We start from the raw sequence: 15,090 nt of genomic DNA, 5'->3' as shown, positions 1-15,090 counted from the left end.
CGCCCCCGCCGCCGCCTGAAGCCGGGCGGTCGCGCCGTCCACGCCGGGAGCGCGCTCGCTCACACCCGCCGGGATCTCCGTCTCCGGTGTACGGCGGCGCTGCTGGGCGACGACGGGGAGGGGACGAGTCTGCGGGGAGGGGTGCGGCCACCGGGCGCGCACGGTCTTCCAGCCGGGCGCCTCGAAACTCTGGGAGCCGTGCTGCGCCTGGCGGCCCGGGTGGTCCTGCCGGCCCGCGGGGGACTGCTCGCCGTGCTCGGCGGCGTCCTCGTCGTCCCGTGGACCGCCCGCCGGCCCGGGCTTCGGGCGGGTGCCCCAGCCGAGGTCGTCGCGCGGCGCGTCGTGGCCGGCGTCGAGATCGTCGGTGCGGGCGAAACCCGTGCCGGGGACGTCGAGGGAGAACTCCGGGGCCGCCGCGAGCGTGGGGCAGAGCTCGCCGGAGGTGTCGTCGTCCGCGTCCTCGGGGTGGCGCGGCAGGTCGGCCCAGACGAGCAGACCCGGGCCGCAGTCCTCGACCCCCCACGCGCGACACAGGGCGTCGACGAGGAACAGTCCTCTGCCGTGCTCCTCGTGCGGGCGTTGCGGGGACGGGAGCGGTTCGCCGGGAGCGCAGCCCTCGTCGCGCACGGCGATGCGCACGAGGTCGTCGCCGTCCTGCAGCTCGCAGACGACGACGCCGCTCGCGGTGTGCACGACGGCGTTGGTGACCAGCTCGGATATGACCAGGGCGGCCGTGTCGCAGGTGTCCTCGCACACCGACCAGCCGGTGAGCCGTTCCTGCGCCAGGCGTCTGGCCCGGGCCGGAGAGCCCGGATGGGCGGCCAGCTCGAATCGGAACCGGCGCTCGGCGGCGGCCTGGTCAGGACCTGCCCCCTCGGCGGCACCGAGACCCTGGGGGCGGCCTGCGGCGTCTGTTCCTAAAGGCGCGGACGGAATCACGCCTGCCACTATCGCCCCGCCATGAACACTTGGCAAGTGTCACTCTGAAAAATGCAGAGTGCCGTGTGACGCGGAGAGACGCCGTGGCACACTGCTCGCAACAGCACATGGAACGGCGCCAGTCGCGATCACCGGAGATCCGTACGCACGCGTACGGAGCCTCGCATCGGTGTTCGCACGGCGCCGTAAGGCTGTCAGGAATCTCTTCCGTGACGGCCGGTCGGGCCGAGCGTGGCTCAAGTGACCGTCCGGCCCGTGCTCTTCGTGGAGGTGGAGCGTGAGCGAACCGCGGTCCGCGCCGACGGTGGGGCAGGTCGTCCTGGGCCGGCGCCTGCTGGACCTGCGGGAACGCGCCGGCCTCCGACGCGAGGAAGCCGCCCGCATCCTCCGCGTCGCCCCCGCCACGGTCCGCCGCATGGAGACGGCAGAGGTCGGGCTCAAGATCCCCTACCTGCAACTGCTCCTCAAGGCGTACGGGGTGAGCGACGACGAGGCCGAGGGCTTCGTCCGGCTGGCCGAGGAGGCCAACCGGCCGGGCTGGTGGCAGCGGTTCCACGACGTGCTGCCCGGCTGGTTCTCCATGCACGTCAGCCTGGAGGGCGCGGCCTCCCTCATCCGCCAGTATGAGCCGCACTTCATCCCCGGACTGCTCCAGACCGAGGACTATGCGCGCGGCGTACTGACCTCGGGGGCCGTCGGCCAGGCCCGGCCGGAGGACATCGAGCGCCTCGTCGACCTGCGCATGCGCCGCCAGGACCTGCTCACCCGCCCGGACGCGCCCCGCCTGTGGGTCGTCATGGACGAGACCGTGCTGCGCCGCCCCGTCGGCTGCCCGGAGGTGATGCGCGCACAGATCGGCAAACTGATCGACGCCACGAAGCTCCCGAACGTGACCCTCCAGGTCGCCCCGTTCGCGAACGGGCCGCACCCCGGCACCTACGGGCCCTTCGTGCTCTTCCGATTCGCCGTGCCGGAACTCCCGGACATGGTCTACAGCGAGTACCTGACCGGCGCCGTCTACCTGGACGCGCGCACCGAGGTGGCCACCCACCTCGAGGTCATGGACCGCATGGCGGCGCAGGCCGCCACCGCACATCGCACGAAGGAGATCCTCGAGGATCTCCGCAAGGAGCTGTGAATGGATCGCATCAAGCCGCGCAAACGGGTCTACAACGGCATGCCCGCGCGGGACTTGGGCAGCGAGGGCTGGCACAAGCCGTGGAGCGGCGGCAACGGCGGGAACTGCCTGGAGGCGATGAAGCTCGCCGACGGCCGGATCGCCGTCCGTCAGTCCACCGACCCCGACGGTCCGGCGCTGATCTACACCACCGACGAGATGACGGCCTTCATCGAGGGCGCCAAGGCGGGGAAGGCGGACTTCCTGCTGTCCTGACCCGATCTCGCCCTTGCCTGCCCTTCGACTGCCCTTCTGACTCTCGACTTCCCTATTTTTGGTGCTTACTTGATCATCCACTGCGTCTTACGGAGTGCCTCATGACCGGGCCGGACCCCACCGCCGCCGTCCACATCGACACCAGCAAGCCCCATCCGGCGCGCATGTACGACTGGTATCTCGGCGGCAAGGACAACTACCCCGTCGACGAGGCGATGGGCCGGCAGATGCTCGCCCTCGACCCGCGCGTGCCGGTCATGGCACGCGTCAACCGCGCTTTCATGCACCGGGCCACCCGCTGGCTGGCCCACCACGGCGTACGCCAGTTCCTGGACATCGGCACGGGCATCCCGACCGAGCCGAACCTCCACCAGGTCGCCCAGGAGGCCGCACCCGACGCGCGCGTGGTCTACTGCGACAACGACCCGATCGTGCTGGCCCACGCGGCCGCCCTGCTGCGCAGCACTCCCGACGGCGTCACGGAGTACCTCCAGGCGGACGTCCGCGACCCCGCCGCCATCGTCGAGGGGGCCAGGAAGATTCTGGACTTCGACCGGCCGGTGGCCCTGTCGCTGGTCGCCCTGCTGCACTTCGTCTCCGACGAGGACGGCGCGCACGAACTGGTCGGCCGGCTCCTCGCCGAACTGCCGTCCGGCAGCTACCTGATGATGACCCACGCCACCGCCGACTTCAGTCCCGAGGAGTCCGCGGCGGCCACGGCGAAGCTCAAGGCGGCCGGCGTCACCCTGGCGCTGCGCTCCCGCGAGGAGTTCGCCCGCTTCTTCGCCGGCCTCGACCTGGTCGAGCCCGGCGTCGCCGTGGTGCCCGACTGGCACCCCGAACTCGGCGAGCCCGTGCCCGGCCAGGACGACGGGGTCATCCCGGGGTACGGGGCGGTGGGCCGCAAACCCTGACGGCGGGACAGCACGCCTACGGCGGCGGCAGGACGGTGCACAGGGCGTCCAGTGCCGCCCCGTAGGCGTGCTCGGGGGGTGTCGCGTAGCCGACGACCAGTCCGTCCGGAACCGCCGTCGCGTCGTGCGCCGTGCCCGCCCGCGGGTGCCGGAACTCCGCGAGCCCGTTCAGAGCGACGCCCTGCCAGGCGGCGGCCTTCAAGGTGGAGCGCTCGGTGCCCGGCGGCAGCCGCAGCACCGCGTGCAGCCCGGCGGCGACCCCCGTCACCTCGACGTGCGGCGCGTGTTCCGCCAGAGCCTCGACCAGCCGGTCCCGGCGCCGGCGGTACCGCTGCCGCATACGCCGCACATGACGGTCGTACGCCCCGGAGGCGATGAAGTCGGCCAGGCTCAGCTGGTCCAGGACGCTCGCCCAGGCCTCCCGCTCCCCCTTGGCCGCGAGGACGCCGTCCACGTGCCGCTCCGGCAGCACCATCCAGCCCAGCCGCAGCGCCGGGGACAGGCTCTTGCTGACCGAGCCGATGTGGACGACCCGTTCGGGATCGAGGCCCTGCACGGCGCCGACCGGCTTGCGGTCGTAGCGGAACTCGCCGTCGTAGTCGTCCTCCAGCACCACCGCGTCCCGCGTGCGTGCCCAGTCGACGACGGCGGCGCGCCGGGTCGCATGGAGCGGGCCGCCGGTCGGGAACTGGTGCGCCGGGGTGAGCAGGACGCCCCGCTCGCGCCCCAGCAGTCCGACGCGTGCCCCGTCCCCGTCGAGGGGGAGCGGGACCGTCCGTACGCCCGCCGTCCTCAGCAACCGCCGGTGGAAGCCGAGTCCGTACGCCTCCACCGCCAGCGGGCCGCGCAGCACCGCGCCCCCCGGCCCGCCGTTGCCCTCGCCCTTCGCGAGCACCGGCTCGAACAGCAGCCGCAGGGCGTGGGCGAAACCGGAGCAGATCACGATGCGCCCCGGATCGGCGCGCACGCCACGCGCGCGTGCCAGATACTCGGCCAGCGCCTCCCGCAACTCCCGGCGGCCCGCAGGGTCACCCGGCCCGAACACCTCGCTGGGCGCCCCCTGCACAGCCCGCCGGTAGGACGCCAGCCAGGCCGCGCGCGGGAACGACGACGCGTCCGGACTGCCCTGCCGCAGATCGTGTCGCGGCCCACGCGCGCGGGGCGGCTTCTTCCGGGGCGCCCGTGCCGCGGCCCGTGCCGGCTCCACGCGGTCGGCGACCCGGGTGCCGGAGCCCTGACGAGCCGTCAGCCAGCCCTCCGCCACCAGCTCCGCGTAGGCGTCGGCCACCGTGTTGCGGGCGACGCCGAGGTCGGCGGCGAGCGACCGGTACGGCGGCAGCCGGGTCCCCGGCGCGAGCCGGCCGCCGCGCACGGCCTCCCGCAGCGCCCCGGTCAGCGCGGCCCGCCGCCCGCCCGGAGCGGACAGCTCCAGATGCAGGTCGACGCCGATGCGCTCCCAGTGATTGACCCACGATTCCCCCATGGAAATGCACCCTACAAGGGGTCTTTGCAGTCCGTAGGTTGAGGGACATGACGAACACGACGACGCACACGACCGGCACGACGACCATCGCGACCGCGACGGCGGCGCACAAGGACGGCGCCGCCGTCACCCCCGGCATCGCCGCCGCCGAGGCCGCGCGCACCCGCCTCGACTTCGGGAAGTCGGCCCGCAAGGCCTTCCGCGCCCTCGTCGGTTTCGACGCGGCGGCCCGCGACGGCGTCGACCCGGCCCTCGTCGAACTCATCCAGATCCGCGCCTCCCACCTCAACCACTGCGCGTACTGCCTGCACATGCACACCAACGACGCCCGCAAGGCCGGCGAGAGCGAGGACCGGCTGCACATGGTCCCCGTCTGGCGCGAGGCCCGGCACTTCTTCACCGAGCGGGAACAGGCCGCGCTGGCGCTGACGGAGGCGCTCACGCGCGTGGCCGACGGCGGCGTGCCCGACGACGTCTACGCCGAGGCCGCGGCCCGCTTCGGCGACGAGGAACTCGCCCAGGTGATCGCCCTGATCTGCACGATCAACACCTGGAACCGGGTCGCCCTGGCGACGGGCAAGGTGGCGGGCACCGACGAACGCCCCTGACCGCCTCCCTCGGGGGGGGCGTGCGCGGGCGCACGCCGTCGCCCGGCCGTTCAGACGCTCATCGGCCGGTCGTACGGCCCGATCGGCGCCGGCAGGCGTGAACTCCCCGTCAGATGGCGGTCGACGGCCGCGGCCACCGCCCGGCCCTCCGCGATGGCCCAGACGATCAGCGACTGCCCGCGCGCCGCGTCCCCGGCCGCGAACACCCCGGGCACGTTCGTCGCGAAACCGGCGTCCCGTGTGATCGTGCCGCGCGGCTCCAGGGCCAGCCCCAGCTGCTCGACGAGCCCGTCCTCCCGGTCGGGCCCGGAGAAGCCCAGGGCGAGCAGCACGAGGTCGACGGGGAGCGTCCGCTCGCTGCCCCGCACCGGCCTGCGGCGCGCGTCCACCTCCACCAGGTGCAGCGAGCGGACGTGCCCGCTCTCGTCGCCGCTGAAGCGGAGCGTGGACGCGGCGAACAGGCGCGCGTCCGCGTCCGCCGCCGGAGCGGTCCGAAGATCTCGCGCCTCCTCGTGCGCCGCCGAGAGCCGGTAGATCTTCGGATACGTGGGCCAGGGATCGGCGTCCTCGTCGCGCTCCTCGCCCGGCTGGGCGTAGATGTCCAGCTGGGTCACCGACGCGGCGCCCTCCCGCACGGCCGTCCCCAGGCAGTCCGCCCCGGTGTCACCACCGCCCACGATCACCACGTGCCGTCCGGCGGCCGACATCGGGGACGCCTCCAGATCGCCCTCGCGCACCCGGTTGGCCAGCGGCAGATACTCCATGGCCTGATGAATGCCGGTCAACTCCCGTCCCGGAACATGCAGTTCGCGCCAGGCGGTGGCCCCGGTGGCGATCACCACCGCGTCATAGCGGGACCGCAGATCGGCGGCCATGACATCGCGCCCTACCTGCGTCGACGTACGGAACTTGGTCCCCTCGGCGCGCATCTGCCCGATGCGCCGCTCCAGATGGTGCTTCTCCATCTTGAACTCGGGGATGCCGTACCGCATCAGCCCGCCGAGCCGGTCGTCCTTCTCGTACACCGCGACCGTGTGCCCGGCCCGGGTGAGCTGCTGGGCCGCGGCCAGCCCGGTGGGGCCCGAGCCGATCACCGCCACCGTCCGCCCGGACAGCCGGTCCGGGGGCCGCGGGGGCGTGAACCCCTCGGCCCAGGCCCGGTCGGCGATGGCCGCCTCGACGTTCTTGATCGTCACCGCGGGCTGGTTGATGGCGAGCACGCACCCCGCCTCGCAGGGCGCCGGGCACAGCCGGCCGGTGAACTCGGGGAAGTTGTTGGTCGCGTGCAGCCGGTCGCTCGCCGCGAGCCAGTCCTCGCGCGACACCAGGTCGTTCCATTCGGGGATCAGGTTCCCGAGCGGACAGGCGTCGTGGCAGAAGGGGACCCCGCAGTCCATGCAGCGGTCGGCCTGCTCACTGATGATGGGGAGCAGCGCTCCGGGGACGTACACCTCGTCCCAGTCCCGGACCCGCTCCTCGACGGGCCGGCGAGGCCAGTCCTGGCGGGGCGTGGTCATGAATCCCTTGGGATCGGCCATGGCCGTGTTCCTTGCGTACGCGTGCGGCGAGCCGTGCGTCTCCAGGCGGCGACGCGTCCTCGGGCTGCGCTCTTGCGGCCACGATACGTCGTGGCCCTGGTGAGCGCAGGACCCTGACAGCGCTTTCTCACCCAGCGGGAAACAGCGCCGTCTCTCAGGTGAGCGCCAGCACGTACGCGAGGGCGGCGCCGGCCGAGGCGACCGTGCGGACGTGGTTCCACACCGTCCACTCCCGCACGTAAGTCGGCCAGTACGCGACCGCCTCCGCGGTGCCCGGCTCCAGCCCGGCCAGGGTCTCGTTGCGGGGCACGTTCGCCACCACGGTCACCCCGAACGAGCCGAACAGATACAGCGCGCTGCCCACCAGCAGCAGTACGGCCCCCTCGTCCGGCCACAGCACGAACGTCACCACCGCGATCATCGCGCACAGCACCGCCGTACCGAGGAAGACGACCATGAACGCCGGTGTCGTCGCGGCCGCGTTGACCGCGTTCATCGCGGCGACCCCCTGCGCGGGAGGCAGCGCGGCCAGCCCCCTCATCACGAAGGTGGAGAAAGCGCAGAACACGCCCGCCATCAGCCCGGCCCCCAGCACCCCGAGCACCGTCAGCACGAAGTACGGCTCATCGATCATGTCGACCCCACCTCCACGTCCTGGCTGCCCGATACCCCGCACGCCCCGTCGTCACCCTGAACCCGCGTGCTGTGCCCCGAGCCGCGACCGCGTACGCCGGCGTCCGGCGCGCGCGCAGGGTCCGGGCGCGCGCTCAGGACCCGGGGGATCCGAACCGCCCCTCCCAACCCCAGGCCCGCAGCACCGCCACCACCTCCGCCGCGATCCGCAGCCGCGCCTCACGCCGGGGCACGCCGTCCATCAGCAGCCGGTCGTACGGCGTGTCCAGATGCCGTACGGAGGCCACCACCGCCGACACCACCGCGCCCTCGGCCAGCGCCCGCCCGGCCGCAGTGCGCCCGACTCTCCCGCTGCCCCGCACCGAGGCGTGCGCGGCGACGCTCCACGCCCGCTCGGCCGGACAGCGGGGGAACAGCCGCCGCACCTCCGCCGCGAACGCCTCCACGAACCGCTCGTCCCGCGCCGCCCGCAGTCGCGCGTCGCGCATCCGGCGCCGCCGCCGCGCCTCGGCGTCCGCCAGGCAGCGCACCTCGGCCCGCGCCAGCCCCGCCTCCTCGACGAGGACGCCCTGCCGCTCGTAGCGCCCCTTGCGCCGGTTGAACCGGACGACGACCGCCGAGAGCGTGCTCTCCTCCCGCGACCTGCGCGTCAGCGCCGTGTCACCGCGCGGCAGGAACACCAGGTGCCCCAGATCGGCGCAGCCGAGGCAGCGCGGCGCGCCGTCCTCCAGGACGAGCATCGGCAGCGGCCCGCGCCGGCAGGCCGCACAGTGGCGACGGCGCAGCGGCTGGAGGACGAGGAGCCCGCCGCCGCGGGGCGGGTGAGGTGCGGGAGCCGGCATACCGGCTTCCTTCCCTGCGGCGAGGCCGACTGCGCACCGACCGGTTCCTTCCTCGCGGCGAGCCCGGCCGCGCGGCAGGCGATCCGGGTCGCGGGGCCGGCTCCCCTCTCCCGCCCCGGCCGTCGGCTGCGACGCCCGACTGACGCATCATGGCCGTGTGCGACTCGAAGCGATCACTTGGGAACGGCTCGGCGACCACCTCGCCGACCGGCTGCTCGGCCTGGAGCCGGGCGACGGCAGCCCCTGGCTGCGCGTCGCCTTCGACGGCGCCCCGGCGGCCCGCCCGGGGGACCTCGCCGAGCGGGTCGCCGAAGCCCTGCGCGTACGCGGCCGGCCGTCCCGGGTGGTCGACACGCACGGCTTCCTGCGCGCCGCCTCGCTCCGCCTGGAGTACGGCCACCAGGACGTGGAGGCCTACTACGACGGGTGGTTCGACACCGGCGCGCTGTGGCGCGAGGTGTTCGGGCCGCTCGAAGCCGGCGGGGACGGCCGGATCCTGCCCGACCTCCGGGACCCCGTCTCCGACCGCGCCACCCGCAGCGACTACGTCCGACTCCCGCCCGGCGGCGTCCTGTTGCTGCACGGTCCCCTGCTTCTGCGGCACTGGTTCCCCTTCGACCTGACCGTCCACCTCCTCCTCTCCCCGGGCGCCCTGCGCCGCCGCACCCCCGAGGCCGACCACTGGACGCTCCCCGCCTTCGAGCGCTACGAGCAGGAGACGGATCCGGCCGCCACGGCCGACGTTCTGGTGCGGACGGACGATCCACGCCGTCCCGCGTGGAACGGGTGAGACAGTCCGGCCGCCCGCTCCGGGCCGCCCCCACCGAACGAAGGTGCGCCCCTCCACCCGGCCGGTGAGAATCGAAGGACGCCGCGAAACGACACCCCAGGGCGCCGGGAGCGGCGCGATCCGCGTCGCGTCGGCCGCCCGCACCGGGAGGCACACCATGACCACCGCCGGACAGATCATGCACCGGGGCGCCCAGTGGATCCCCGCCCACGAGACCCTCGACCGCGCCGCCCAGTTGATGCGCGAGCTGAACGTCGGCGCCCTGCCCATCAGCGACGAGAACGAGCGGCTCTGCGGCATCCTCACCGACCGGGACATCGTCGTGGGCTGCGTGGCCATGGGCCACAACCCCGCCAAGGTCACCGCCGGGCAGATGGCCCACGGCACCCCGCGCTGGATCGACGCCGACGCCGAAGTCGACGAGGTCCTCCGGGAGATGCGGGACCACCAGATCCGCAGGCTGCCCGTCATCGCGGACAAGCGCCTCGTGGGCATGATCAGCGAGGCCGACCTCGCCCAGCACCTCACCGACGACCAGATGGCGTCCTGGGCTGAGAGCGTCTACGCCAGGACCGGCACGGGCCCTGAATGACCTGCCGTGCGCACGGCGCCGGCCCTCGGTGACCGGCCGTCGGCTCACCGCCGGCCGGTCCCGGGGCCTGGGCGACCCGGCCGCGTCGACCCCGGCGGACGGCCCGGTCGGCTGCGATGATCGCCGCATGACGCGAACCGACGGGTATCTCCTCGACAACCGACGTGACGAGGCGGGGGAACGCTTCGAGGCCTTCGCCACGCTCTTCGACCCCACGACGTTCCGGCACCTCGAAGGGCTCGGCGTCGGACCGGGCTGGCGCTGCTGGGAGGTCGGCGCGGGCGGCGTGTCCGTGGTGTCCTGGCTGGCCAAGAAGGTCGGCCCGACCGGCAAGGTCGTCGCCACCGACATCGACATCTCCCGGCTGACGCCCGCCGTCCGTCCGCCGGTGGAGGCGCGCGTGCACGACGTCGGCGCCGAGGAGCCGCCGGGCGAGGGCTTCGACCTGGTGCACGCCCGGCTCGTGCTCGTCCATGTGCCCGAGCGGGAGCGGGCGTTGCGCTCGATGGTCAAGGCGCTGCGTCCCGGCGGACGGCTCCTGCTGGAGGACGCCGACCCCGCCCTGCAGCCTCTGCTGTCCCCCGACGAGCACGGCCCCGAGCAGCAGCTCGCCAACCGGCTGCGGCACGGGTTCCGCTCGCTGCTGCAACACAGGGGTGCCGACCTCTCCTACGGCCGCAAGCTGCCCCGCCTCCTGCGCGAGGCCGGGCTGCAACAGGTCGAGGCCGACGCCTACTTCCCGCTCACCTCGCCCGCCTGCGCGGCTCTGGAGTCGGCGACGGTCCGGCAGATCCGCGCCGACCTCGTCACCGCAGGCATCGCCACCGACCAGGAGATCGACCGCCACCTCGCCAACGTCGCCGCCGGCGGTATGGACCTGGCCACGGCGCCGATGATCTCCGCGTGGGGGCGGAAGGGGTAGCCCGCCCAGGCCCGGACGCGGCCGGTGAGCAGGCGGGCCGCGGGCGCTTCAGCCGGTGACCGTCCTGCCCGCCCTCGGCGCCGCCCCGGCCGCCCTCGGGGTCGCGTGGTCGCCGGGCGTGGGCGGTCTGCCGCCCACGCGTTCCACCGCATGAGCGCCCGCCTCGCAGCCCTCGGCAGCCGCGTCGCCGGGGGCGGCCCCGGCGAGCAGGGCGGCGAGGAACGCGCCCGTGAAGGCATCGCCGGCGCCCGTGGTGTCGCACGGGGTGGCCGGGACGGCGGGAACGCGGGCGATCACGGCGCCGCCCCGGGCCACCACCGCGCCGTCCGCGCCGTGCTTCGCCACCACCAGCGGGAACTGGCGGCTCAGCGCGGCCGTCGCCTGCGCCCCGTCGGACAGGCCCGTCAGCAGACAGGCCTCGCCATGGCTCGGCAGCAGCACGTCCACCCCCTGCACGAGCGTCAGGAAACGCTCCACGCCGAGCTTCACCAGGAACCCAGCCGACGCCGGGTCCAGGCTCACCGGCACGCCACGCGCGTGTGCCGACGCCAGCGCCGTGCGCACCATCGCCCGCCCGGACGCGGAGAACAGCAGGTACCCCGACAGATGCAGCCGGCCGACGCCGTCCAGCAGCGCGTCCGACCAGTCGTCCGGCTCCAGCCGCAGGGACGCGCCGCTGTCGGTGAGGAAGGTCCGCTCGCCCGCCGCCCCCGTGTCGACCAGGCAGATCACTGTCCCCGTCGTCGCCTCGGAATCGACGACGAGCCGGGGCCGCACCCCGCAGGCGATCAGCTCCCGCTCGTGCCAGGCCGCCCCGTCCGCCCCCACCCTGCCGAGCAGCCGCACGTCCGCGCACCCCCGGTGCGCCGCCCAGCACGCCACGTTGGCGCCCGCCCCGCCCGGCAGGGTCCGGATCATGGAGGCCGTGTCGGTGCCCGAGGCCAGCGGCCCGCGGTGCCGTGCGACGACGTCCGTCACGACGTCCCCGACGACCAGCAGCGCCCCGCCCTCACGGCGTCCGCCCCGGCCGGTGGCGTCGGGTGCCGCCCCGCCGGGCCCCACGCTCACACCCCGGCCCATGCCGACGCGATCCGCCCGGCCAGCCGCACGTTCCCGCGCACCGCCGCCAGGTTGGCGCTCAGGGACGCGCCGTCGGTGTGCCGGACCAGGTAGTCGAGCAGGAACGGGGTGACGCCCTGACCGGTGACGCCCTCCACCTCGCACGCGTGCAGCGCGTCGGCCAGCACACGCGCGTGCAGACCGGGATCGAGCTGCTCCGCCTCGGGCACGGGGTTCGCCACGATCAGCGCCGACTCGGGGCCGCCGACCTCGTCCTGCGCGCGCATCACGTCCGCCACCTGCGCAGGGCTCTCCAGCCTCCAGTCCACGGGATGACCCGAGTCGGACAGGTAGAACCCGGGGAAGCGGTCCGTGCCGTACCCGGCCACGGCGACTCCCAGCGTCTCCAGGCGCTGCAGGGTCGCCGGCACGTCCAGGATCGACTTCACGCCCGCGCACACGACCGTGATCCGTGTGCGCGCCAGCAGGCCGAGGTCGGCCGACTCGTCCTGGGTCGCCGTCCACTCCCGGTGCACCCCGCCGAGCCCGCCCGTGGCGAACACCCGGACGCCCGCCAGGGCGGCCAGCAGGGCCGTCGCCGAGACGGTGGTCGCCCCGCTCGCCCCGGAGGCGACCGCGAGCGGCAGGTCGCGGTGGCCCAGCTTGCGGATGCCGTCCTCGTTGGCGACCCGCTCCAACTGCTCCTTGGCCAGGCCGACATGGGGACTCCCGTCCAGCACGGCGATCGTCGCCGGCACGGCGCCCTCCGCGCGCACCACCGCCTCCAGCTCCCGCGCCACCTGCAGGTTGCGTGGGCGCGGCAGCCCATGGGCGATGATCGTGGACTCCAGGGCCACCACGGGGCGACGCGCGTCGAGCGCCTCCCGCACCTCTTCCGACACCACCAGCACCACGAGCCGGCCTCCCGTCGATCGCTCCTGCCCGGTCCAGCCTCGTCTTTGGATCTCTGGCGGGCGGGGCGCCCGATCAAACCCCCGCGCCCTGTCAGCGACGCCACCGGCCCGCGACGCATGACCGGCGACACCGCGTCGGAACGCATGATCGGCGGCACCCGCAGCGGCCACAGATGACCGGCGCGCGACCGGCCCGGTGCATGACCGACGTCAGCCGCCCGCGACGCATGACCGACGCCACCCGCTCGGGACGCATTCGACCGGCTCGATCGGCCCGTGCGCATGACCGGCGGCACCGGCCCGCGACGCATGACCGACGCCACCGCGCCGGAACGCATGATCGGCGGCACCCGCCGGGGACGCAGATGACCGGCGCGACCGGCCCGGGCGCATGACGGACGGCGCCGGCCCGCGACCTACGACCGGCGCGACCGGCCCCGGCGCATGGCCGACGCCATCGGCCCGAGGCGTACGACCGGCCAGCCGAGGCCCGGCGCTACGCCCGCCGGACCGTGCCCCGTGTGAACAGCGCCAGCGCGGCCAGCGGGAGGAGCAGGCACGCCGCCGCGAGGTTCAGCCATCCGTAGCTCGCCCGGGCGACCACCAGGCCGGCGACCGCTCCGCCGATGCCCGCCGAGGCGTTCATGACGAGGTCGGACAAGCCCTGTGCGGCGGCCCGTGCGGGTTGCGGCACGGCGTCGGTGAGCAGCGCCGACCCGGAGACCAGCCCGGCCGACCAGCCCAGGCCGAGCACGAAGAGTCCCGCGGCGGTCTGCCCGTGGCTGCCGCCCGCCGTGCCGGACAGGAACAGCGCGCAGGCCAGCAGCCCGGCCGCCAGCCCCGTGACGGACAGCCGCCCCACCCGGTCCGCCAGCCGTCCCATCAGCGGGGAGAACGCGTACATGCCCGCGATGTGCACGCTGATGACCAGCCCGATCAGGTCGATGCCGGCACCGTGGTGGGCGAGGGCGACCGGGGTCATCGACATGACCGACACCATCGCCGTGTGGGACACGGCGACCGTCACCAGCGCGAGCCGCGCGAGCGGTGAGGCGACCACCGCGGACAGCCCCGCGCGCAGGGAACGGGCCTCGGCCGACCGCTCCTCCTCGGGCGCGAGCGCGCGTGCCGTCAGCAGGGGATCCGGGCGCAGCAGGACCCCGATCACCACCGCCGAGACCAGGAAGATCCCGGCCGCCCACAGGAACGGTCCCGCCGCCGCGGGTATCCCCAGGGCGGAGACGCTGCGGCCGGCGGGCGCGGCGATGTTCGGGCCCAGAACCGCGCCGACGGTGGTCGCCCACACGACGAGCGAGATGGCCCGGGCCCGCCGGTCCGGCTCCGCCAGGTCGGCGGCCGCGTACCGGGCCTGGAGGTTCGCCGCCGACGCCGCGCCGAAGGCGGCCATCCCGCACAGCAGCAGCGGGAAGCTCCCGATCCGGGCCGCCAGCACGACGAGACCGCCGCCCAGCGCGCCCACGAGATAGGCCAGCACCAACCCGGGCCTGCGGCCCCGCGCGGTCATCAACGCGGCCAGCGGCACCGACAGCACGGCCGTGCCGGCGACGGTCGAGGTGGCCGCGAGTCCGGACAGCGCGTCGGTGCCGCTCACCTCCTGGGCCAGCACCGCGGACAGCGCGATGCCGGTGGCGACGCCCAGCCCGCCGAGGATCTGACCGGCGACCAGCACCGCGGTCGTGCGGCGCCGCAGCGCGGGCAGCAGCTCCGCGCTGACGGCCGGGACGGTCCCCTCCACAGCGGTCACGACGTCCACCCGGCCCGGCGGAGGCGTTCGCTGGACCGGGCCGGCCCCTGGCCCGTCGGATACGCGTGCGTGTCATCAATGGTCACTGGCGCAGTGTCCCCCTTGCCTTCCTTCCCGCCCATCCCGCGGCCTCAGAACAGCGGCTCGGGCAGCACCCCCTCCAGCGCGAGCAGCTTGCGCTTGGCCTCCAGTCCGCCCCCGAACCCGCCGATCCCGCCGTCGCTCTCCACGACCCGGTGACAGGGCACCACCACGGGAAGGGGGTTGGCGCCCATCGCCAGCCCCACCGCCTGCGCGGCCCCCGGCTGCCCCACCCGTCTCGCCAGCTCGCCGTATCCCACCACCGCTCCGTACGGCACGCCGGCGGCCAGCTCGCGCAGCACCTGCCGGTGGAAGCCGGAGATCAACGACCAGTCCAACGGCAGCTCGAAGTCCTTGCGCGCACCCGCGAAATAGGCCTCCACCTGAGATGCCGCCTCCGCCAGCAGGGAGGAGGCGGGCGCCTCGACGGGCTCCGCGCCCAGCCGGTCCGCGAGACGGCGGAGCGCCCGCTCCCGCACCGCGTCGGCGGCGTGGAAGACGACGTTGACCAGCCCCTCGTCGGTCGCGGCCAGCAGCAGCGGACCGATGCCGGTGCCGACGACGGTCCACACGACGCGCTGCTCATTGTGCTCCTGGCTGTCCATGCGCCCACCGTA

The 15,090-nt window shown here is 74.4% G+C and carries 15 protein-coding genes and 1 pseudogene; 7 read left to right on the top strand and 9 right to left on the bottom strand.

Features of this window, described 5'->3' with window-relative positions:
- Positions 1 to 264: 264 nt before the first annotated feature.
- Positions 265 to 975: pseudogene (locus ACIOC0_RS25970) on the bottom strand (ATP-binding protein); the annotation flags it as partial.
- A gap of 241 nt (positions 976 to 1,216) precedes the next feature.
- Between ACIOC0_RS25970 and ACIOC0_RS25965 the strand changes: the two are divergent.
- The 3 genes from ACIOC0_RS25965 (at position 1,217) to ACIOC0_RS25955 (ending at position 3,246) form a co-directional block, all read left to right on the top strand.
- The gene (locus ACIOC0_RS25965; protein WP_402157933.1) at positions 1,217 to 2,077 is read left to right on the top strand and encodes a helix-turn-helix transcriptional regulator; all 861 of its coding nucleotides are present in this window, start codon (positions 1,217 to 1,219) and stop codon (positions 2,075 to 2,077) included.
- A complete protein-coding gene (locus ACIOC0_RS25960) occupies positions 2,078 to 2,332 on the top strand; it encodes a DUF397 domain-containing protein (protein ID WP_319196274.1) in 255 nt (84 codons plus the stop codon).
- A gap of 101 nt (positions 2,333 to 2,433) precedes the next feature.
- Positions 2,434 to 3,246 (top strand): SAM-dependent methyltransferase, encoded by an 813-nt coding sequence (locus tag ACIOC0_RS25955; protein ID WP_402157931.1) that lies wholly within the window; start codon positions 2,434 to 2,436, stop codon positions 3,244 to 3,246.
- Positions 3,247 to 3,262: 16 nt separating this feature from the next.
- Here ACIOC0_RS25955 and ACIOC0_RS25950 read toward each other — a convergent pair whose 3' ends face one another.
- Positions 3,263 to 4,729 carry a PLP-dependent aminotransferase family protein gene (locus ACIOC0_RS25950; RefSeq protein ID WP_402157930.1) on the bottom strand — a complete coding sequence of 489 codons (1,467 nt, stop codon included), beginning with the start codon at positions 4,727 to 4,729 and terminating at the stop codon, positions 3,263 to 3,265.
- Between the two features lie 47 nt (positions 4,730 to 4,776).
- On the opposite strand from ACIOC0_RS25950, the gene ACIOC0_RS25945 reads away from it, so the two are divergent.
- Positions 4,777 to 5,337 carry a carboxymuconolactone decarboxylase family protein gene (locus tag ACIOC0_RS25945; RefSeq protein ID WP_402157929.1) on the top strand — a complete coding sequence of 187 codons (561 nt, stop codon included), beginning with the start codon at positions 4,777 to 4,779 and terminating at the stop codon, positions 5,335 to 5,337.
- Positions 5,338 to 5,387: 50 nt separating this feature from the next.
- Here the strand turns inward: ACIOC0_RS25945 and ACIOC0_RS25940 are convergent, their stop codons facing one another.
- From ACIOC0_RS25940 to ACIOC0_RS25930, 3 genes are all read right to left on the bottom strand, one after another.
- Positions 5,388 to 6,875 carry a glutamate synthase subunit beta gene (locus ACIOC0_RS25940; RefSeq protein ID WP_402157927.1) on the bottom strand — a complete coding sequence of 496 codons (1,488 nt, stop codon included), beginning with the start codon at positions 6,873 to 6,875 and terminating at the stop codon, positions 5,388 to 5,390.
- Positions 6,876 to 7,029: 154 nt separating this feature from the next.
- Positions 7,030 to 7,509, bottom strand: coding sequence for a DUF1772 domain-containing protein (locus tag ACIOC0_RS25935; RefSeq protein WP_402157925.1), 480 nt, complete (start codon positions 7,507 to 7,509; stop codon positions 7,030 to 7,032).
- A 133-nt stretch (positions 7,510 to 7,642) separates the two neighbouring features.
- A complete protein-coding gene (locus ACIOC0_RS25930) occupies positions 7,643 to 8,350 on the bottom strand; it encodes a DUF2293 domain-containing protein (RefSeq protein ID WP_402157924.1) in 708 nt (235 codons plus the stop codon).
- Between the two features lie 157 nt (positions 8,351 to 8,507).
- Between ACIOC0_RS25930 and ACIOC0_RS25925 the strand changes: the two genes are divergently transcribed.
- From ACIOC0_RS25925 to ACIOC0_RS25915, 3 genes are all read left to right on the top strand, one after another.
- On the top strand, positions 8,508 to 9,140 hold the full coding sequence (locus tag ACIOC0_RS25925; RefSeq protein WP_402157921.1) for a uridine kinase: 633 nt from the start codon (positions 8,508 to 8,510) through the stop codon (positions 9,138 to 9,140).
- Positions 9,141 to 9,297: 157 nt separating this feature from the next.
- Entirely contained in the window at positions 9,298 to 9,732 is a 435-nt protein-coding gene (locus ACIOC0_RS25920; protein WP_402157919.1) for a CBS domain-containing protein, read from the top strand.
- A gap of 127 nt (positions 9,733 to 9,859) precedes the next feature.
- The gene (locus tag ACIOC0_RS25915) at positions 9,860 to 10,654 is read left to right on the top strand and encodes a methyltransferase domain-containing protein (protein WP_402157918.1); all 795 of its coding nucleotides are present in this window, start codon (positions 9,860 to 9,862) and stop codon (positions 10,652 to 10,654) included.
- A 48-nt stretch (positions 10,655 to 10,702) separates the two neighbouring features.
- On the opposite strand, the gene ACIOC0_RS25910 is transcribed toward ACIOC0_RS25915, so the two are convergent.
- From ACIOC0_RS25910 to ACIOC0_RS25895, 4 genes are all read right to left on the bottom strand, one after another.
- Entirely contained in the window at positions 10,703 to 11,734 is a 1,032-nt protein-coding gene (locus tag ACIOC0_RS25910; RefSeq protein ID WP_402157917.1) for a carbohydrate kinase family protein, read from the bottom strand.
- Positions 11,719 to 12,627 carry a pseudouridine-5'-phosphate glycosidase gene (locus ACIOC0_RS25905; RefSeq protein WP_402157915.1) on the bottom strand — a complete coding sequence of 303 codons (909 nt, stop codon included), beginning with the start codon at positions 12,625 to 12,627 and terminating at the stop codon, positions 11,719 to 11,721. The genes ACIOC0_RS25910 and ACIOC0_RS25905 overlap by 16 nt, the downstream gene beginning before the upstream one ends.
- A 496-nt stretch (positions 12,628 to 13,123) precedes the next feature.
- Positions 13,124 to 14,401 carry an MFS transporter gene (locus ACIOC0_RS25900; protein WP_402157913.1) on the bottom strand — a complete coding sequence of 426 codons (1,278 nt, stop codon included), beginning with the start codon at positions 14,399 to 14,401 and terminating at the stop codon, positions 13,124 to 13,126.
- A gap of 122 nt (positions 14,402 to 14,523) precedes the next feature.
- Positions 14,524 to 15,078, bottom strand: a complete 555-nt coding sequence (locus ACIOC0_RS25895) for a methylated-DNA--[protein]-cysteine S-methyltransferase (protein WP_402157912.1) — start codon at positions 15,076 to 15,078, stop codon at positions 14,524 to 14,526.
- Positions 15,079 to 15,090: the final 12 nt, after the last annotated feature.

Origin of the sequence: Streptomyces sp. NPDC088254, assembly GCF_044740925.1 — a bacterium.
Classification (GTDB): domain Bacteria; phylum Actinomycetota; class Actinomycetes; order Streptomycetales; family Streptomycetaceae; genus Streptomyces.
The sequence above is the reverse complement of the archived record's forward strand: the minus strand, read 5'-3'. Positions and strand labels throughout refer to the sequence as shown.